Source organism: Oceanicaulis sp. MMSF_3324, from assembly GCF_030733545.1.
Taxonomy (GTDB): Bacteria; Pseudomonadota; Alphaproteobacteria; order Caulobacterales; family Maricaulaceae; genus Oceanicaulis.
In genome coordinates, this window is sequence record NZ_JASHIU010000013.1 from 1 (window position 1) to 16,765 (window position 16,765).

Here is a 16,765-nt window from a genome sequence, read left to right on the forward strand (position 1 = left end):
GGCGGGAAGGGGGCGGTCGGTTGCCGGACCAGTGTGGCGCGCAGGCGACTCACAGGGGCCGACAAACAAAAACGCGCCTTCCGAGGGGAGGGCGCGCATGTCCTGTAAACAGGGCGGGAAAATCATGGTCGGAGTAGCAGGATTTGAACCTGCGACCCCTGCCTCCCGAAGACAGTGCTCTACCAGGCTGAGCTATACTCCGAACCGAGGCCGGGCTTATAGACCGAAGCCCCCGAAAAAGGCAATGATATCTTCGCAGCTGGATTGCAGCTGATGAAAGTGCAGCAGAGCCGTTGCATCCTGCGAAAAGCCGGGATACATACCGCGGCCCGTGACCAAGCGGTCACACGGTTGGGGCGTCGCCAAGTGGTAAGGCAGCGGTTTTTGGTACCGCCATTCCCAGGTTCGAATCCTGGCGCCCCAGCCAACTTTTCTCCTGCGATGCATGAGTCTTGAGCGCTTGAACACGGCGTGATCGCGTTGCGTTTGAGCCACGCGAACAGGCTTAAAGCCTCCCACATCACCAATTGCAGTTAATATCGCAGACGATTCAAACGCGGCTGCGTCGCGGCCCGCTTTTGCGATGCCTGCGGCAAATTGGCTTTGATTCACATGCTATTTCTGACGATCCGGTAATGCGGCGTCCGGTTTTAATCTCATAACGTCTCCCCGCTCGAAGCCCTAACCGCCGCTCTTTCAAGCAGGCTCTTCGTGTTTGAGCGGTTGATCGGCGAACTCAGCCGGTGCTAGCGTTCCTCCAAACTATAGAGACGGCGGACCACGCCGCGTAACCTTAGGAGGGCGACGTCCTGTGACGTCGGTCTCGTTTACTTGTTTATTGACGCCTGATGCACAGGCGTCATCGCGCGGTGCGCCGCGGTATTTGTGTTTTGGGGGGCCGATGCCGTCGCGGAGACGATCGGCGCACCGATTAAGCGAGGGAAACGGAGCGCGCAGTCATTGTGATCGCGCCGGCTACTGTGAGGCAAAATATGTCCATGACGTTCAAAGGAATCCGCACGACGCTTGCGGCGAGCGCCGCCGCGCTCGTCGTTGCGGGCGCTGCGCATGCGCAGCTCGACCGGGCGCTTGAAGTGGCGCGTCAGTCCACTCAGGACGGCGCTCAGGCTCAAGAGCAAATCAACGATCTGGCCGACGCCGCCGATAACGCGGAGCGTGAATATCTGGCGGTTCGCGAGCAGATCGAATCTCAGCGCGTCTTCATCGCGCAGCAGAACGTGTTCCTGCGCTCGCAGGAAAACGAGCTCGCCGGCCTTCAAAGCCAGCTCGAGCGCGTGGGCAACATCGAAGTCGATCTCGCCCCGATGATGCTGCAGATGTTCAACGAGCTGGAAGACTTCATCTCGTCTGACCTGCCGTTCCGCATGGACCAGCGCAACGAGCGCCTGGACAACATCCGCGAAGTTCTGGGTCAGGCCGACGTGTCCCCGGCCGAGAAGTATCGCCTGCTGCTGAACGCTTTCGAGATTGAATCCGCCTATGGCCGTTCGCTGAACGCCTATTCGGAAGAAGTCATGATCGACGGCGTGCCGCAGGAAGCCAACATCCTGCAAATCGGCCGCGTGGCCATGATCCGTCAGGTCGGCAGCGATCTCGCCATCATGACTCATGACAACCAGACCTGGCGTCCGGTTCCGTCCTCCATGTCGTCCAACGTTCAGCGCGCCTTCCGGATCGCGAACGAAGTGACCACCCCGGAAGTCTTCGAGGCCCCGCTGCCGGGCCCGACGGCACAGTAAGTGAGACGGGAGATTCTTACGATGAAACGCATTCTTACCTCGATTGCGGCCGTCTCGCTGATCGCCGGTGCGGCGTCGGCTCCGGCCTTCGCACAAGCCGACCGCGAACCGGTCACCTCCATCAACCAGCTGCTTGAGCGCGTCCGTGAGGACAGCCGCGATGCGCAAGCTGAGAACCAGCGTCGCCTGCAGGAGTTCCGCTCCGAGCGCGACCGTCAGGCCGCTCTGCTGAGCCAGGCCCGCAACGAACTGGCGTCCCTGGAAGCCCAGTCCGAGCGTCTGCAGGCCCAGTTCGAAGAGAACGACCAGCAGATCGCCGAGCTGGACGCCCAGCTGCGTGAAGCCCAGGGCGCATTCGGTGAGCTGTTCGGCGCTGCGCGTCAGGCCGCCGGCGAATTCGGCTCCACCATCCAGGCGTCTCTGGTCTCCGCCCAGTATCCGGGCCGCGCCGAGCCGCTGCAGGAACTGGCCCAGAGCCGCACCCTGCCGGAACGCTACGAGCTGGACTCCATCTGGCAGACCGTTCTGAGCGAAATGGAAGGCCAGGCTGAAGTCACCACCTTCAACGCCCGCGTGCTGGGCCTGAACGAAGGCCAGCCGGTGCCGGTCACCCGCGTGGGTCCGTTCATCGCCATGGCCAATGACGGCGGCCCGCTCTTCGTGCAGTGGACTTCCGACGAGAACAACGCTGCGGCCGGCTATCGCCTGGCGAACTTGGAGCGTCAGCCTCCGTCACGTCTGCTGAGCGCGGCCTCCAACCTGATCAACGCCGAGCCGGGCGAGATCGTCTCGGGTCCGGTCGACCCGTCCCGTGGCGCGCTGCTGCGCATCTATCGTGACGTGCCGAGCCTGTCCGAGCGCTTCGAGCAAGGCGGCATTGTCGCCAAGATCATCGCGGCTCTGCTGATCTTCTCGTCCCTGTTCGGTCTCTTCCGTCTGGTGAGCCTGCTGCTGACCAACTCCGCCATCAACGCCCAGAAGCGTCGTTCGACCGCGTCGAACTCCAACCCGCTGGGCCGCATCATGCTGGCGTATGAAGAGGTCAAGGACCGTCCGACCGAAACCATCGAGCTGAAAATCGACGAAGCGATCCTTCGCGAGACTCCGAAGCTCGAATTCGGTCTGAACTTCATCAAGCTGGCGGCTGCCGTGGCTCCGCTGCTGGGTCTGCTCGGCACCGTGACCGGCATGATCCGGACCTTCACCCAGATCACGCTCTTCGGTACGGGCGACCCGACCATCATGGCAGGCGGTATTTCCGAAGCCCTGGTGACCACGGTGTCCGGTCTGATCGCGGCGATCCCGCTCCTGTTCATCCACTCGTTCGCCGCCAGCTTCGCACGCGGCGCGCAGAGCGCTCTGGAAGAACAAGCAGCGGGCATTATCGCCCGTCACGCCGAAGAGAAATCCGCAGGTTAAGGAAACAGACCTATGGATATCTCAGGCGCCCTCACAGGTCTCCAGGAATTCCTGGAACGCGGTGGTCCGATCCTGACCTGGATCATGGCCCTGACCTTCGTGATGTGGGCGTTTATCCTGGAACGTCTGGCGTATTTCGGTTTCGCCCATAAGGGTGCGGCCGATCGGGCAAGGCAGGAATGGGGGGCGCGTAGCGACCATCATTCCTGGCACGCCCACGCCATCCGGGATCAGCTCATTAGCGAAGTGAAGGCCAAGGCCGACCAGAATGTGGAACTGATCAAGACTCTCGTCGCGGTCGCTCCCCTCTTTGGTCTGCTGGGCACGGTGACCGGGATGATCTCGGTGTTCGACGTGATGTCGATCTCCGGTTCGTCCGATGCTCGCGCCATGTCATCGGGGGTGGCTCGCGCCACCATTCCGACCATGGCCGGCATGGTTGCTTCCTTGTCCGGACTGCTTTTCTCCAACCAGATCGATCGCATGGCCAAACAAAAGGTCCATGAACTCGCAGACGAGCTGGAGGTGGACTAGGCCATGCGTAGACGAGTAAAACGCGGAAACGATAACGCCGACGTCGATATGACGCCGATGCTGGATATCGTCTTCATCCTGCTCATCTTCTTCATCGTCACCGCCACATTCCTGCAGGAGCAGGGGGTCGATATGCGGCCTCCGCCCCCGTCGGACAACGAGAACACCGAGCCTAACCCGGTGATTCTTGTTCAGGTGACGGACGAGAACCGTGTGTTCGTGAACCAGGAGGCCACCAGCGAACTTCGCGTGCTGGCCGCCGTGTCACGCATTCGCGCCGAGCAGCCCGATTCAGCTGTGCTGATCGAAGTGGCTGACGAGGCCGAACACGGCACCATCGTCCTGCTCTGGGATGAGATGAAGGCGAACAGCATTCCCGTTTCAATCACTCGCGCTGAAAACAGCGAGAGTTAAAGGACCGGGAGAGGAGACAAGCCAATGGCTCGCCGACAAAGCCGCGTGCTGCAAGATGACGAAGATGTCCAGCTGGACATGACGCCGATGCTCGACGTCGTGTTCATCCTGCTGATCTTCTTCATCGTGACAGCCGTGTTCGTTAAGGAGCCAGGTGTCGAAATCGTGCGTCCTGAAACTCAGCTTCAGGAACGTGAGAAACCGACCCTGCTCGTGGCCGTGACGGCCAATGACGAAATCTACGTGGATGGGAATGTTTACGAGCTCGCGCAGCTTCGTAACGTCCTTGAACAACTCCGGGAAGAGAATCCCCGCGCCGAAGCCATGATCCAGGGTGATCTTGGCGCGCCGGCCGGCACGGTTCTCGACGTCCAGGAATTGCTCATGGACATGGAGATTCCCGTCAAAATCTCGGTTGAAGACTAGGGGGACGCGATGGCTAGCTTAATTCGCCTGATCGTCGGTCTGCCTATCGCAGCCGTGATCACCTTTCTGCTCTTCATGCTGATGATGCGCCTGATCCTGACCGACGAAGTCGAGCTGGAAGAGGCCCGTGACGAGCTGGCGATCTCCATTTCCGAGGAAGTGGAAGATCTTCAGGTCCGTCAGCGTGAAGTGACGATGGATGACGTGAACGACGTCGAACCTCCGCCCCCGCCGCCTCAGATCGAGCGGCAGGTGGCCGAGGCTCCGGCCGAGGACATGAACACCATTGCGGGTGAGATTCCCGAATTCGACGCTCCGGACCTGGGCAGCGGCGACGTCAGCTTTGACGTGTCCGACCGTGACGCCCAACCGATGGTCCGCATCCCGCCGCAATATCCGCCCCGGGCGGCTGAACGCGGCACGGAAGGGTACTGCCTGATGCAATTCGACGTGACCCCGGACGGGACGCCGACGAACATTGTGGCGCTGGATTGCTCCAGCTCGCTGTTCGAACGCTCCTCCATCCGGGCCGTGGAACGCTGGCGGTACGAGCCGAAGATCGAGAACGGCAACGCTGTCTGGCGTCGCGGCGTGCAAACGCGCCTCGATTACCAGCTGGCCGACTAAGCAGTGCGGCGCACCGTACTCAGATTTGAGCGCGGTGCGCCGACATCGGGAGAGAGACAATGACTCTGAACGAGACTTTCAACCCCGCCAGCTTGGTCCGGTCTGTGGGCGTCGCCGCCATTGCCGGCCTTCTGGCCCTCGCGATTGCTGCGCCTTCCGAAGCGCAACGCCGTCGTGACAATGATGAAGAACAAGTCGAAGGCCGCGTTCTGACGTCTGCCGTGGGCGAGCAGGTGCTCGCTGCACAGGAGTGCCAGGAAGCGGACGACATCAACTGCGTTCTTCAGATCATGAACGAGCTGGCGGGCCGGGATAACCTCAGCCCGTATGAGCGGTTCGTGGTGCTCCAGCTGCGGGCTCGCGCCTACTTCCAGGAAGATCGTCTGGATCTGGCGATCCGCGACTTCCAGGGCGCACTGGACACCGGTGTGACGACGACGGATGAAACCGTTTCGCTCCGCACGGCTCTGGGGCAGCTCTACCTGGTCCAGGAAAATGTGGACCAGGCGATCCGTCAGTTCGAACTCGCCATTCAGGCGGGCGCTGAACTGACGCCGAGCTTCGCGAAAACGGTGGCCCAGGCTTATCTGCAGGCCGAGCGCCTGGCTGATGGCGTGCGGTATGCGGAGATCTTCTACAACAATACGCCCGACAAGACGGAGCAGGACTTCAACCTGATGTTCTACTTCTACCAGCAACTGGATCGCACCAGCGACCAGCTGCGGGTGATCCGGGAGTATCTGTCCGCGTATCCGGGGGCTCGTCAGGCCTGGCAGAACCTGATTGCGCTGTATGCGCAGCAGGATAACGCCAGCATGGCGTTCGAAGCCAACAAGCTGATGTACCTGAACGGTTTGTTCCAGGAAGAGAACGAACTGATCCGTCTGGTGCAGTACTACAGCTTCTTCGAGAACCCGTTCCGCGGCGCTTCCATTCTGCAGCGTGAGATGAATGCGGGCCGTGTTGAGGTCGACCAGGACAATCTGGAACTGCTGGCCAATATGTGGCGTCAGGCTTCGGAGTTCGAACGCGCCATTCCGGTGCTCGAACGCCTGTCTGAGCTGCAGGGCAGCGGTGAGACGGCCCTGCGTCTGGCTGAAGCGAACTTCTCGCTGAACAACTTCGCAGCAGCGGAAGACGCGTTCCAGACGGCCATTGATCGTGGCGGCCTCAGCGATACGGGCAAAGCCTGGGAATTGCTGGGTACGTCGCGTTTCCGCCAGGGCAACCGCCAGGGCGCGCTCAACGCCTTCCGTGAAGGCGCGCGTTACCCGTCCACGCGCTCCAGCTCCAATGGCTGGATCCGCTGGATCACCGCGCAGATCGAAGGCGAGGAACGTCGCCGGGTTCAGCAAGAGCAGATCGTCATCGACGAATGCCGCCTGACCCTGGAAGCCGAGCGTCGTCAGATCGTTCTGACCGGTTCTGTGGATGATGAAGGCCGCGTGCGGTTTGAATCGATCCCGGAACGCTGTGAGCCGTACTACAACATCTACGGCGAACAGATCCGCGAAGCGGGCATGACCGATGCGGAAGCCGAAGAAGCTCAGGCGCAGCGTGAGGCTGACGCTGCGGCGGCTGAAGGCTAAGACGCAATCAAACCAGACTGGAAAACCCCGGCGCTTGCGCCGGGGTTTTTCTTTGTCTGTGTTCAGCCTCTCTCCAGACGAAAGTCTAAAAGGTCGCCTCGCTTTAAACGCGAACTTGTCCGGTTTTGGCCTTATTCAGATTACAGCCTCGCAATGTTTGCGGGGCAGAACCTAAACGGCGCCCCGCCCAACTCGGGGAGTGCATTATGACCGCCTTGCCTGCTTCGCCTGTATCCGCCGTCCCGCCGTCCAGAGGGGCCGTGTCCGCCGCCGCGCGATGGGGCACCGCCGCCAGCGTGGCCGTCATCATCACATTCGCATTGTTCCTGCTGATGCAGGTGCTGATCCGGGTCGAGGTCATCTCGCTGCCAGAAGTCAGGGAGCGAGAACCCGTTGTCATGAACGAATATGTCCCTGACGAACAGCTGACGCCGCGCACGCCGCCTCAGCCTGAAGCGGTGACGCCGCCGCCCTATTCGGCGGTCACGCCCGTCGACCCTCAGGCCTTGCCCTCTGAAGGCGGCGCGGTGTTCACGCCATCGCCTGTGACGCCAGAGCCCGAGATCGGCAACGGGACGAACACCGTGGTGCTGGCGCCCTCACCAGTGTCTGTCCGCATACCGCCCGTCTATCCGAGCCGGGAGCACCAGCGCGGCATTAGCGGCCAATGCACCATCCGCTACGACATTCTCGCATCGGGCCGCACGGTGAACCTGCAGGCCGTACGGTGTGACACCACCGGGTTCGCCCGCGCCAGCCTGGCGGCGGTGGAACGCTGGCGTCACCAGACGGTTCAGGGCGAAGATCCCAACCGTGTGGTCAATCGGGGCGTTGAAACGACGCTGGTGTTCAGTGTCGAGGACTAGGCGGCAAACAGACAGAAAAAAACGGCGCGGGAGAGGCTCCCGCGCCGTTTGTTTGACCCAGCTTGGTCAGGCCTAGTTGGCGCCGTCCTCGGCGCTCTCAGAGGCCTCAGACGCGGCTTCGGCGGCTTCGCCATCCGCCAGTCCCACGGTCATCAGCGCGAAGGCGTATTCCTCTGCGGTTTCGCGCAGGGAATCAAACCGGCCCGAGGCGCCGCCATGGCCCGCGCCCATATTGGTGCGCAGAAGCGTGAGCCCGTCATCGCTGCGGCGGGTGCGCAGACGCGCCGCCCATTTCGCCGGCTCCCAATAGGTCACGCGCGGATCGGTCAGGCCCGCCGTGGCGAGCACATGCGGGTAATCCTGTGCGCTCACCTGATCATAGGGGCTGTAGGAGGCGATATAGTCATACGCCGCTTCGTCAGTGATCGGGTTGCCCCATTCGGGCCATTCCGGCGGGGTCAGCGGCAGGCTCTCATCGGACATGGTGGTCAACACATCCACGAAGGGCACCGCGCCAATGGCGCCGGCGAACAGTTCGGGCGCCTGGTTGATAGTGGCGCCGACCAGAAGACCGCCAGCGGAGCCGCCCATGGCCACCATCTGGCCTTCGGAGGTGTACCCCTCATCGATCAGGGCGCGGCCGGAATCCACGAAATCGTTGAAGGTGTTGATTTTCTGGTCGAGCTTGCCGTCCAGATACCATTGATAGCCCTTCGACATGCCGCCGCGGATATGGGCGATGGCGTAGACCATGCCGCGATCCACCAGAGACAGGCGCGAGACCGAGAAGCTGGCCGGAATGGTGATGCCGTAAGAGCCATAGCCATACAGCAGCAGCGGCGCCGTGCCGTCGATCGGGGTGTCGCGGTGATACAGGATCGTCACCGGCACGCTGGCGCCGTCGCGCGCCGTGGCCTGGATGCGGCGCACCACATAGTCATCGGCGTTATGGCCGGAGGGCACTTCCTGTTCCTTGATCAGGGTGCGCTCGCGCGTGCCCATGTCATAGTCATAGGTCTGTTCCGGCGTGGACGGGCTCTCATAGGAGAAGCGCATCTGGTCGGTGGCGTATTCATAGCCGCCATCCATGCCCAGCGCGTATGCCTCTTCGCCAAAGGCGATCTCGTGCTCTTCGCCTGACCGCAGATCGCGCACGATGATGCGGGGCAGGGCGTTGGCGCGCTCGGACCGGACCAGCCAGTTCTCAAAGCCCATCAACCCGTTCACCAGAACGCCGGGACGGTGCTCGATCAGCGGGGTCCAGTTCGCGCGGCGCGGATCGTCGAGCGGGGCTTCCATGATCTGGAAGTCCACGGCGTCATCAAGGTTGGTGCGCACGAACAGGCGGCCGCCCGCTTCGGTCAGCGAGTATTCCACGCCCGGTTCGCGCTCGGAGACCAGGATCGGCTCGGCATTCGGGTCATTGGCGTCGAAGACGCGCATTTCGCTGGTGGTGTGGTCATTGGCGGACAGCACGATCCAGCTGTCGCCATCGGTCTTGCCCACGCCGAGGAAGTAACCCGGATCGGTTTCTTCGTAGATCAGCTCGGGCTCGTCCGAATTGATGTTCTGACGATAGACGCGGCGCGGGCGGTTGTTCTCGTCGCGCCAGACCCAGTAGATGGTTTCGCTGTCATTGGCCCAGACGATGGAGCCATAGCCCTCATCGGTAAGGGTGGCGATGTCTTCGCCGGTTTCGAGATCGCGGATCTTCACCGCATAGAATTCAGAGCCCGCCGTATCGACGGCATAGGCCAGATACCGGTGATCCGGGGAATGCTGGACCGCGCCCAGGCCGAAATAGTCGATGCCCTCGGCTTCGGCGTCGCCGTCAAAGATGATGACTTCCTCGCCGGCCATTTCGCCGTTCTCGCCGGTGGCGCGGCGCACGAAGACCGGATACTGGCCGCCTTCGCGATAGCGCGAGGAATAATACCAGTCACCGTCGCGAGAGGCGGGGGATTCGTCGTCTTCCTTGATGCGGCCGCGGATCTCTTCATAGATCCGGGTCTCAAGGCCGGACAGCGGCTCCATCACCTCGTTGTAATAAGCGTTTTCCGCTTCCAGATGCGCGCGAATGTCCTGACGCAGAACCGACGGATCGCGCATCACCTCCTGCCAGTTGGCATCACGCAGCCAGCTGAACTCGTCCGTGCGGGTGCGGCCCAGTTGTTCAATCTCTTCGGGGCGCTGCTCGGGCGTCGGAGCCTCGAGGGTCTGCGCGCGAGCAATAAGATCCTGGGCGGAAGTGTCAGTCATTGTCTGTTCCGTATTGGTGGCGGCGCCGTCAGAAGCTGGCTGGCTGCACGCCGTCAGGGCCAAGAGGGCCGCCCCGGCGAGCAGTGCGGCTTTCGAGCCGTATCGAGATAAGGTCATGATGATAATTCACCAGACGCGCGCTGCGTCTGACTCCCCAAAAAGATTGATGGGGCAGTGTTTCTCGCAGCTGCAGCGCTGTCCAGTGTGTGTGTCTGAAATGTAATAAAATAACGCTCTAGCCGGAGCGGCGCAGGCGCAGGATCGGCGTTGTGAGCGAAACGAAGATCAGCACCAGAAGCAGCCCGGCCATGGGAATCAGCGCGGACAAGCGCGGTCCGATGTCATGGACCACATGCCCCATGACAAAGGCGCCCAGCGGCATGCCGCCGAACAAGCCCAGCTGATACACGCTCATCACCCGCGCGATCATGCGCGGCGGCGCGTTTTCCTGGACCACAGCGCGGGACAGGGAGATGGCGATGCCGCCGCCCAGCCCCCAGCTGAAGACCAGGCCGAACAGGGCGTAAAGCGGCATGGGAAAGGCCAGCAGGCCCATGGTCACGACCGTGGCCATCTGAGCCATCATCAGGGCGCGGCCGGGCCGGTCCACATCCCCGGCGCGGGCCAGCAGGACGTTCGCGATGAAGGCCCCGATCCAGAACGCCACCAGCAACAGGGCCAGCATGCCGTATCCGCCGCCATAGACGTCACGCACCAGCACGGGGATGATGACAAAGAAGCCGCCGCCGACCACCAGCAGGCCCAGCGCCAGCATGATCAGGGTCATGGGCGCCAGAATGGGCGAGCGCAGCACTTCCAGCACGCCGGTTCTCAGGCTCGCCCACAGGCTTTCTCCGGCCGTGTTCTGGCGCGGCAGGCGCGGCATCATCAAGGCGGCGGCGCCGCCAATGGCGAGACCGGTCGCCTGCACGGCGAAAAGCGGCGCCGGTCCCAGCCGGCCGGCCAGCACGCCGGCGCCCATGCCCAGGATCTGGGCGGCGAACTGAACCAGCGAGGCGAGAATGACCGCCTTTTGCAGGGTGAAATCGGGGCGCCCCAGACGCTGGGCGACGCGGGTCACCGCGTTCACCGCGCTGTCGCGGGCCGGCATGACGAATGCGCCGGCCACGCCCACCAGCAGGGCGTAGATGATCATGGCCCAATAGCTCAGAAGATTCTGAAACAGCATGAGGGACAGAACCACGGCGCACACACAGGCGAGGGCGTGAAAGCCGCCCATTACCCAGCGCCGGTCCAGACGTTCGGCGACGACCCCGGCGAGCGGAAGCAGGAACAGCATGGGCGCGGTGAGGGCGGCCTGCGCCAGGCCCAGCCGGTCCGGGCTTTCATTCAGCGTGTAGTTGATCACGCCCGGAAACAGGGTGGTCTGCAGGCCAAAGCTGAAGAACCAGCCTGACACCGCGATCATGTAGACGCTGAAGGGCGGCGCCCGTCTTATCCGGCGCAGTCTGCGAAGGCTTTTCAGCGCCACGGGTCGTCCTGTCGTTTCCGTCGGTAAAGGCCTATGTGAATGAACACACTGAACCTTAGCAACCCAAATACGGGCAGAACAAGGTTGATAAGGGCTTAAGCACTGAACCGTGATCGGAGCATCGGTCGGTTCATCTTCTCGACGCTTCCTTAACGCCCTCGCGGTCATTCTCAGACCACGACAGCAGGATGCGACCCGATATGGCCGAAGATCTCAGCGCCGCCCCGCCCAGACCCGCCCCGCCCAAGGCGCGCGACCTCCTGACCCGGAGGCTGGCGGACATTGTCTGTCTGCCGTCCAGCCAGATCGCCCCGCAGGAGCGCTGGATGGTGGCGGATGTGCTGGATGAATTGCTGCGCTCCGCCGATCTCGAGCTTCGTGTGAAAGTGGCCAAGCGCCTGGCCCAGCAGCATGATGCGCCGCGCGGCCTGTTACGGCGCCTGGCCCATGACCAGATCGAGGTGGCCGAGCCGATCCTGCGCCAGTCCCAGGCCTTGTCCGATTTCGACATGATGGACATCGCCCAGTCCGGCGCGACCCCGCACAAGCTGGAAATCGCGCGCCGCGAACAGGTGTCCGAAACGGTGGCGGCGGCGCTGTGCACCAGCTCCGACATCGAGGTCATGAGCGTGCTCTTGCGCAATACCGGGGTGCGATTCGCCAATTCCACCATGGATGTGATCGTCCGGGTCGCCGCCGAGCATGACACCATCGCCCGGCTTCTGATTCCGCGGCCCGAATTGCGGCCCGCCCAAGCGCTGGCCCTGTTCTGGTCGGTCTCGCATGAGCTGCGCCGCACGATTCTCGATCGCTTCGCCGCCTCCCGGAAAATCCTTCAGGACGCCGCCGAGGACGTGTTCCCGCTGGCGGCGCGCGAAACGGCGCCGGACGCGGCCGTTCGCGAAGCGCTGGCCTATATCGATCGCCGCCAGCGCGACCGGAAAGCCGCCGAGGTGACGCCCTTTGGCTCGCTTGAAGGCCTGGTGGAACGAGCCGCCCAGATCGGGTTCACCGAGGAATTGCGCGCCGAGGCGGCGGTGCTGGCCAATGTGCAGCGCGATCTTCTGAACCGGATGATTGATGATTTCGGCGGCGAGCCGCTGGCGATTCTCGCCAAGGCCACCGGTTTGTCGCGCGAGCATCTGACCGCGATGATTGAAGGCTCGGGCCGTATGGACGCCTTCAACCGGGTCGAGCAGGCCGTGCGCGTGTTCGACACCATGAGCGTGGACAAGGCGCAGACCGTGTTGCGGTACTGGAACTGGGTGATCGCCCGCGCCGCCCGGGCCGGCTGAAACCGCGTTTCGCGCACGCAACAAGTCTTGAACCGGTGAACCAGTGCGTCTAGCTGTCGCACCATGACCGACGTTCTTTCCCTCGCGCTTGCGAACCTGACTTCACCCGCTGTCCTGTTCTTCGCCCTGGGCGTGCTGGCCGGGGTGGTGCGATCCGATCTCAACATTCCCCAGGCCGTGGCCAAGGGGCTGGCGCTCTATCTGATGATGGCGATCGGCTTCAAGGGCGGGGTGGAAGTCTCCAAGGCCGGTTTGACGACCGAGTTGTTGCTGGCGGCGGGATCGGGCGTGCTCCTGAGCTTCGCCATGCCGCTGGTCGCCTATGCGCTGTTGCGCGCCTTCACCCAGCTCGACCGGACGACGGCGGCCGCCAGCGCGGCGCACTATGGTTCGATCTCGGTCGTGACCTTCGTGGCGGGCTCTGAATTCCTGCAACTGTCGGGGCTGGTCTATTCCGGGCACATGGTGGCGGTGCTGGCCTTGATGGAAACGCCCGCCATTCTGACCGGCCTGCTGCTGGCGGGCGCGTCGAGCAAGGGCCCCGATCCGTCTGCGCGCGGCGAGCTGGTGCGCGAAGTGGCGCTCAATGGCTCGGTGGTGCTGTTGATGGGCGCCTTCTTCATCGGCTGGATCTCGGGCGAGCCCGGCATGGTCCGGCTCGAACCCTTTGTGGTGGACCTGTTCCAGGGCATTCTGTGCCTGTTCCTGCTCGATATGGGCCTGGTCGCGGCGCGGCGGCTCTCGGGCGCAAAGAAGCTGGGCGTGCCCGGCGCGCTGTTCGGCGTTATCATGCCGCCCATTGGCGCCATGGCGGCTCTGGGTCTGGCGCTGGTGACCGGCATGGGCGCGGGCGATGCGGCGGCGCTGATGATTCTCGGCGGCTCGGCCAGCTACATCGCCGTGCCTGCAGCCATGCGCATTGCGCTGCCCGATGCGGACCCGTCGGTCTATCTGACCTTGTCCCTGGCCATTACCTTCCCGTTCAACCTGGCGATCGGCATTCCGCTTTATACGGCGGTGGCCCGCGCCATCATTGGAGGCTGATTCATGACGCGAACCGTTCGAAAGAAACTCATCGCGATCGTCGAGACGCCTCATCTCAAACGCCTGATCGACCTGTTCCGGCAGTGCGGCGTGACCGGTTTCACCGTGATCGAAGGCCGCGAAGGCAGCGGTCTGGGCGGGGACTGGACGCGTGAGGACGTGCTGGACGCCACCGAGATGAAGGTGGTGCTGTCGGTGATGAAGCCGGAGACGGCCGAGAAGGTGTTCGAACTCGCCGAACCGTTCTTCGCGCGCTATCCCGGCATCATCTACGCGCATGATGTCGAGGTCGTTCGCGGCGATCGCTTCTGAAGAAACTCCAGTCTTAACGACCGGTTTCACTGGAAAACGCGGTTGGGGGTGGTCTAGAACCCCACACAACGCTGCCCGATGAGGGGCGAAAAGGGAGGGTGATCGGTGGCCTCAAGGCTGTTTTACGGCGTCTTGCTCGCACTCGTTCTGTCCGTGCTCTGGCTGTTATTGTCCGGGTACTGGTTCAAACCGCTTCTTGTGGGCTTTGGCGTGCTCGCCGTTGTCGTCGCCTTGGTGACGACTGCGCGGATGGGGCTGCTGGACGGCGAATCCGTCCCCTTCGCCCGCCTGCCGCATTATCTCAAATACTGGAGCTGGCTGGGCGCGGAGATCTTCAAGGCGAACATCGCTGTCGTGCGCATCTCCATGGCGCCGGACCTGAACATCAAGCCGGTGATGACCCGGGTGGCAGTGACCGCAAAGACCGACATGGCGCGCACCACCTACGCCAACTCCATCACGCTGACGCCGGGCACGGTGACGGTCGAGGTGGAGGAAACCGGCTTTCTGGTGCATGCGCTGACCGAGGAATTCGCCGACCAGGACGCCTTCCGGGACATCGAGCGTCGCGCCATCGAAGCGGTTGAGGGCAAAGACGTGCTCGAGAAGCCGCGAGGAGAGGCCTGATCATGATCACCCCTGTTCTCGATTTCGGCATCGCCATCGTGCTGGCCATCTCCATGGTGCTGATGATCAGCCGCCTGTTCATCGGCCCGACGCTGTATGACCGCGTGCTCGCCGTGAACTCGTTCGGCACCAAGACGGTGCTGTTCTTGGCGGTGTTCTCGCTGATGGTGGGCCGGGGCGACGGCCTCGACATCGCGCTGCTGTATGCGCTGATCAACTTCATCGCCACCATCGCGATCCTGAAATTCTTCCGCTACCGCTCGCTGGATGTGGCCCTGTCGCAGATGGCCCTGCGCCGCGCCCTCGATGGGGAGGAGGACGACTGATGGATTACGGCTTCTGGATTGCACTGGGCCTCGACATTGTCTCGGCGGCCTTTGTGATCACCGGCGCGGTGTTCGTGCTGGCGGGCGCCATCGGCGTCATTCGTCTGCCCGATTTCTACACCCGCATGCACGCCGCCGGCGTGACCGACACGCTGGGCGCGGAACTGATCGTCATCGGACTGATGATCCAGGGCGGCTTTACACTGATCACGGTGAAACTGGCGCTTCTGGGCGTGTTTGTGTTCCTGACCAGCCCCACCGCCACCCACGCCGTGGCGAACGCAGCCTACAAGTCCGGGCTGAAGCCGCTGCTGACGCGCTATCGCCCCCATGCCGGTTCTGACGATGGAGGGGCGGCATGAGCGCGTCTGACATCACCCAGTATTTTGACTACATCTTCATGGCGATGCTGCTGTGCATCGGCATTGCGGTCATCCGCCTGCGCAATCTGTTCGCGGTGGTCATGCTGACCGGCGCCTACTCACTGATTTCGGCCGCCTGGTTCGTGTCGCTGGACGCGGTGGATGTGGGCTTTACCGAAGCGGCTGTGGGCGCGGGCATCTCTACCGTGCTGCTGCTGGGCGCCATGCTTTTGACCTCACGCGAAGCGGACAAGACCTCCCTCGGCCGTCATGCGGCGGCGGCTGTGGTCACAATCGCCGCTGGCGCCGGGCTGTTCTACGCTCTGGGCGATATGCCGGTCTATGGCGACGCCGCCAGCCCCGCCAATACCGGGGTGGGCATGGAGTATGTCGACCTGACCGCCGAGCAAATCGTCATCCCCAATGTCGTCACTGCGGTGCTGGCCAGCTATCGGGGCTTTGACACCATGGGCGAGGTCTTCGTGGTCTTCGCCGCCGGTCTGGGCGTGGCCCTGCTGATCGGCCTGGGCGGCTCCAAGCGTGAGGAGGACTAAGCCATGATGTCACCCCACGTCATTCTGCGCGTTGTCGCCAAGGTGCTGATCCCGCTGATCATTGTCTATGGCTTCTATGTGCACTTTCACGGCGAGTACTCGCCGGGCGGCGGCTTCCAGGCCGGCGTCGTGCTGGCGTCCGCCATCATCCTGTACGCGCTCATCTTCGGGCTTGATGAAGCCCGCAAGGTCTTCCCGCCCTACTGGGCGCGCGTGGGCATGGCGCTGGGTGGTTTCATCTACGCCAGCGTCGGCTTTGTCTCCCTGATCATGGGCGGCAAGTTTCTCGAATACACGGTGTTTCACCCTGATGTCGCGCATGGCACCGGCCAGCATATCGGCATCATCGCGGTGGAAGTCGGCGTGCTGACCACGGTGACCTGCGTGATGATCGCGATCTTCTACGCGTTCGCGGGCCGCACGCCCGAAATCTCTGACGAGGACTGGTAAGCCATGCTTGAAGTGCTTGCGGAACGGTTCAACTACGCCGTCATCATCGTGTTGATGATGGTGGGCCTGTATGCGGTGATTGCGACGGGAAATCTCGTCAAGCGCCTGGTGGGGCTGTCGATTTTCCAGACCTCGGTGTTCTTGCTCTATATCAGCGTGAGCAAGGTCTTCGGCGGCGCGCCGCCGATTTTCGACTACAAGGATCTCGCCTATGACAAGCTGGATCCCAACGCGATCTACTCCAATCCGCTGCCCCATGTGCTGATCCTGACCGCCATTGTGGTGGGGGTCGCAACCCTGTCTGTGGGGCTGGCGCTGGTGGTGCGCATCCGTGAAGCCTACGGCTCGATCGAAGACGATACGCTGGCCGAGGCCGATTATTCCCTGGAACTGGAAAAGGGCGTTTAAG

Annotated in this window: 19 protein-coding genes and 2 tRNA genes; 18 read left to right on the plus strand and 3 right to left on the minus strand. The window is 62.8% G+C overall.

Features of this window, described 5'->3' with window-relative positions; all coding sequences use genetic code 11:
• Positions 1 to 125 precede the first annotated feature (125 nt).
• Positions 126 to 202: transfer RNA gene (locus RBA95_RS12245), tRNA-Pro, on the minus strand.
• A gap of 150 nt (positions 203 to 352) precedes the next feature.
• Here RBA95_RS12245 and RBA95_RS12250 point away from each other — a divergent pair.
• The 9 genes from RBA95_RS12250 (at position 353) to RBA95_RS12290 (ending at position 7,635) form a co-directional block, all read left to right on the plus strand.
• A tRNA-Gln gene (locus RBA95_RS12250) sits at positions 353 to 427 on the plus strand.
• Positions 428 to 998: 571 nt separating this feature from the next.
• Positions 999 to 1,760, plus strand: coding sequence for a DUF3450 domain-containing protein (locus RBA95_RS12255; RefSeq protein ID WP_306017150.1), 762 nt, complete (start codon positions 999 to 1,001; stop codon positions 1,758 to 1,760).
• A 21-nt stretch (positions 1,761 to 1,781) separates the two neighbouring features.
• Positions 1,782 to 3,179: a MotA/TolQ/ExbB proton channel family protein gene (locus RBA95_RS12260; protein WP_306017151.1), complete on the plus strand. Its 1,398-nt coding sequence runs from the start codon at positions 1,782 to 1,784 to the stop codon at positions 3,177 to 3,179.
• Positions 3,180 to 3,191: 12 nt separating this feature from the next.
• A complete protein-coding gene (locus tag RBA95_RS12265) occupies positions 3,192 to 3,713 on the plus strand; it encodes a MotA/TolQ/ExbB proton channel family protein (RefSeq protein ID WP_306017152.1) in 522 nt (173 codons plus the stop codon).
• Between the two features lie 3 nt (positions 3,714 to 3,716).
• Positions 3,717 to 4,127: a biopolymer transporter ExbD gene (locus RBA95_RS12270; protein WP_306017153.1), complete on the plus strand. Its 411-nt coding sequence runs from the start codon at positions 3,717 to 3,719 to the stop codon at positions 4,125 to 4,127.
• Between the two features lie 24 nt (positions 4,128 to 4,151).
• On the plus strand, positions 4,152 to 4,553 hold the full coding sequence (locus tag RBA95_RS12275) for a biopolymer transporter ExbD (RefSeq protein ID WP_306017154.1): 402 nt from the start codon (positions 4,152 to 4,154) through the stop codon (positions 4,551 to 4,553).
• Positions 4,554 to 4,562: 9 nt separating this feature from the next.
• Entirely contained in the window at positions 4,563 to 5,180 is a 618-nt protein-coding gene (locus RBA95_RS12280; protein ID WP_306017155.1) for an energy transducer TonB, read from the plus strand.
• Positions 5,181 to 5,239: 59 nt separating this feature from the next.
• The gene (locus RBA95_RS12285; RefSeq protein ID WP_306017156.1) at positions 5,240 to 6,769 is read left to right on the plus strand and encodes a lipopolysaccharide assembly protein LapB; all 1,530 of its coding nucleotides are present in this window, start codon (positions 5,240 to 5,242) and stop codon (positions 6,767 to 6,769) included.
• Positions 6,770 to 6,975: 206 nt separating this feature from the next.
• The gene (locus RBA95_RS12290; RefSeq protein WP_306017157.1) at positions 6,976 to 7,635 is read left to right on the plus strand and encodes an energy transducer TonB; all 660 of its coding nucleotides are present in this window, start codon (positions 6,976 to 6,978) and stop codon (positions 7,633 to 7,635) included.
• A 72-nt stretch (positions 7,636 to 7,707) separates the two neighbouring features.
• Here the strand turns inward: RBA95_RS12290 and RBA95_RS12295 are convergent, their stop codons facing one another.
• Both RBA95_RS12295 and RBA95_RS12300 read right to left on the minus strand, forming a co-directional pair.
• Positions 7,708 to 9,894, minus strand: a complete 2,187-nt coding sequence (locus RBA95_RS12295; RefSeq protein ID WP_306017158.1) for a S9 family peptidase — start codon at positions 9,892 to 9,894, stop codon at positions 7,708 to 7,710.
• Between the two features lie 235 nt (positions 9,895 to 10,129).
• On the minus strand, positions 10,130 to 11,386 hold the full coding sequence (locus RBA95_RS12300; protein ID WP_306017159.1) for an MFS transporter: 1,257 nt from the start codon (positions 11,384 to 11,386) through the stop codon (positions 10,130 to 10,132).
• Positions 11,387 to 11,586: 200 nt separating this feature from the next.
• Here RBA95_RS12300 and RBA95_RS12305 point away from each other — a divergent pair, with 200 nt between their 5' ends.
• The 9 genes from RBA95_RS12305 to RBA95_RS12345 all read left to right on the plus strand — a co-directional run bounded on the left by RBA95_RS12305 (position 11,587) and on the right by RBA95_RS12345 (position 16,764).
• Entirely contained in the window at positions 11,587 to 12,681 is a 1,095-nt protein-coding gene (locus RBA95_RS12305; protein ID WP_306017160.1) for a DUF2336 domain-containing protein, read from the plus strand.
• 63 nt (positions 12,682 to 12,744) lie between these two features.
• Positions 12,745 to 13,725, plus strand: a complete 981-nt coding sequence (locus RBA95_RS12310; RefSeq protein WP_306017161.1) for a sodium-dependent bicarbonate transport family permease — start codon at positions 12,745 to 12,747, stop codon at positions 13,723 to 13,725.
• Between the two features lie 3 nt (positions 13,726 to 13,728).
• Positions 13,729 to 14,037 carry a DUF190 domain-containing protein gene (locus RBA95_RS12315; protein WP_306017162.1) on the plus strand — a complete coding sequence of 103 codons (309 nt, stop codon included), beginning with the start codon at positions 13,729 to 13,731 and terminating at the stop codon, positions 14,035 to 14,037.
• 105 nt (positions 14,038 to 14,142) lie between these two features.
• Complete coding sequence (locus RBA95_RS12320; protein WP_306017163.1) at positions 14,143 to 14,664, plus strand: Na+/H+ antiporter subunit E; 522 nt, start codon at positions 14,143 to 14,145, stop codon at positions 14,662 to 14,664.
• A gap of 2 nt (positions 14,665 to 14,666) precedes the next feature.
• Positions 14,667 to 14,990 (plus strand): monovalent cation/H+ antiporter complex subunit F, encoded by a 324-nt coding sequence (locus RBA95_RS12325; RefSeq protein ID WP_306017164.1) that lies wholly within the window; start codon positions 14,667 to 14,669, stop codon positions 14,988 to 14,990.
• Positions 14,990 to 15,352, plus strand: coding sequence for a monovalent cation/H(+) antiporter subunit G (gene mnhG, locus RBA95_RS12330; RefSeq protein WP_306017165.1), 363 nt, complete (start codon positions 14,990 to 14,992; stop codon positions 15,350 to 15,352). Before RBA95_RS12325 ends, mnhG begins: the two co-directional genes overlap by 1 nt.
• A complete protein-coding gene (locus RBA95_RS12335) occupies positions 15,349 to 15,906 on the plus strand; it encodes a DUF4040 domain-containing protein (protein WP_306017166.1) in 558 nt (185 codons plus the stop codon). Before mnhG ends, RBA95_RS12335 begins: the two co-directional genes overlap by 4 nt.
• A gap of 3 nt (positions 15,907 to 15,909) precedes the next feature.
• Positions 15,910 to 16,356 (plus strand): Na(+)/H(+) antiporter subunit B, encoded by a 447-nt coding sequence (locus tag RBA95_RS12340; protein ID WP_306017167.1) that lies wholly within the window; start codon positions 15,910 to 15,912, stop codon positions 16,354 to 16,356.
• Positions 16,357 to 16,359: 3 nt separating this feature from the next.
• Positions 16,360 to 16,764: a cation:proton antiporter subunit C gene (locus tag RBA95_RS12345; RefSeq protein WP_306017168.1), complete on the plus strand. Its 405-nt coding sequence runs from the start codon at positions 16,360 to 16,362 to the stop codon at positions 16,762 to 16,764.
• The last annotated feature ends 1 nt before the right edge of the window (position 16,765 follow it).

Excerpts from the sequence above, each read along its gene's own strand:
- RBA95_RS12270 (WP_306017153.1), top strand. The coding sequence starts at position 3,717 with ATGCGTAGACGAGTAAAACGCGGAAACGATAACGCCGACGTCGATATG.
- RBA95_RS12325 (WP_306017164.1), top strand. The coding sequence starts at position 14,667 with ATGATCACCCCTGTTCTCGATTTCGGCATCGCCATCGTGCTGGCCATC.
- RBA95_RS12285 (WP_306017156.1), top strand. The coding sequence starts at position 5,240 with ATGACTCTGAACGAGACTTTCAACCCCGCCAGCTTGGTCCGGTCTGTG.
- RBA95_RS12290 (WP_306017157.1), top strand. The coding sequence starts at position 6,976 with ATGACCGCCTTGCCTGCTTCGCCTGTATCCGCCGTCCCGCCGTCCAGA.
- RBA95_RS12315 (WP_306017162.1), top strand. The coding sequence starts at position 13,729 with ATGACGCGAACCGTTCGAAAGAAACTCATCGCGATCGTCGAGACGCCT.
- mnhG (WP_306017165.1), top strand. The coding sequence starts at position 14,990 with ATGGATTACGGCTTCTGGATTGCACTGGGCCTCGACATTGTCTCGGCG.
- RBA95_RS12260 (WP_306017151.1), top strand. The coding sequence starts at position 1,782 with ATGAAACGCATTCTTACCTCGATTGCGGCCGTCTCGCTGATCGCCGGT.
- RBA95_RS12340 (WP_306017167.1), top strand. The coding sequence starts at position 15,910 with ATGATGTCACCCCACGTCATTCTGCGCGTTGTCGCCAAGGTGCTGATC.
- RBA95_RS12295 (WP_306017158.1), bottom strand. The coding sequence starts at position 9,894 with ATGACTGACACTTCCGCCCAGGATCTTATTGCTCGCGCGCAGACCCTC.
- RBA95_RS12345 (WP_306017168.1), top strand. The coding sequence starts at position 16,360 with ATGCTTGAAGTGCTTGCGGAACGGTTCAACTACGCCGTCATCATCGTG.
- RBA95_RS12255 (WP_306017150.1), top strand. The coding sequence starts at position 999 with ATGACGTTCAAAGGAATCCGCACGACGCTTGCGGCGAGCGCCGCCGCG.
- RBA95_RS12265 (WP_306017152.1), top strand. The coding sequence starts at position 3,192 with ATGGATATCTCAGGCGCCCTCACAGGTCTCCAGGAATTCCTGGAACGC.
- RBA95_RS12305 (WP_306017160.1), top strand. The coding sequence starts at position 11,587 with ATGGCCGAAGATCTCAGCGCCGCCCCGCCCAGACCCGCCCCGCCCAAG.
- RBA95_RS12280 (WP_306017155.1), top strand. The coding sequence starts at position 4,563 with ATGGCTAGCTTAATTCGCCTGATCGTCGGTCTGCCTATCGCAGCCGTG.
- RBA95_RS12310 (WP_306017161.1), top strand. The coding sequence starts at position 12,745 with ATGACCGACGTTCTTTCCCTCGCGCTTGCGAACCTGACTTCACCCGCT.
- RBA95_RS12335 (WP_306017166.1), top strand. The coding sequence starts at position 15,349 with ATGAGCGCGTCTGACATCACCCAGTATTTTGACTACATCTTCATGGCG.
- RBA95_RS12275 (WP_306017154.1), top strand. The coding sequence starts at position 4,152 with ATGGCTCGCCGACAAAGCCGCGTGCTGCAAGATGACGAAGATGTCCAG.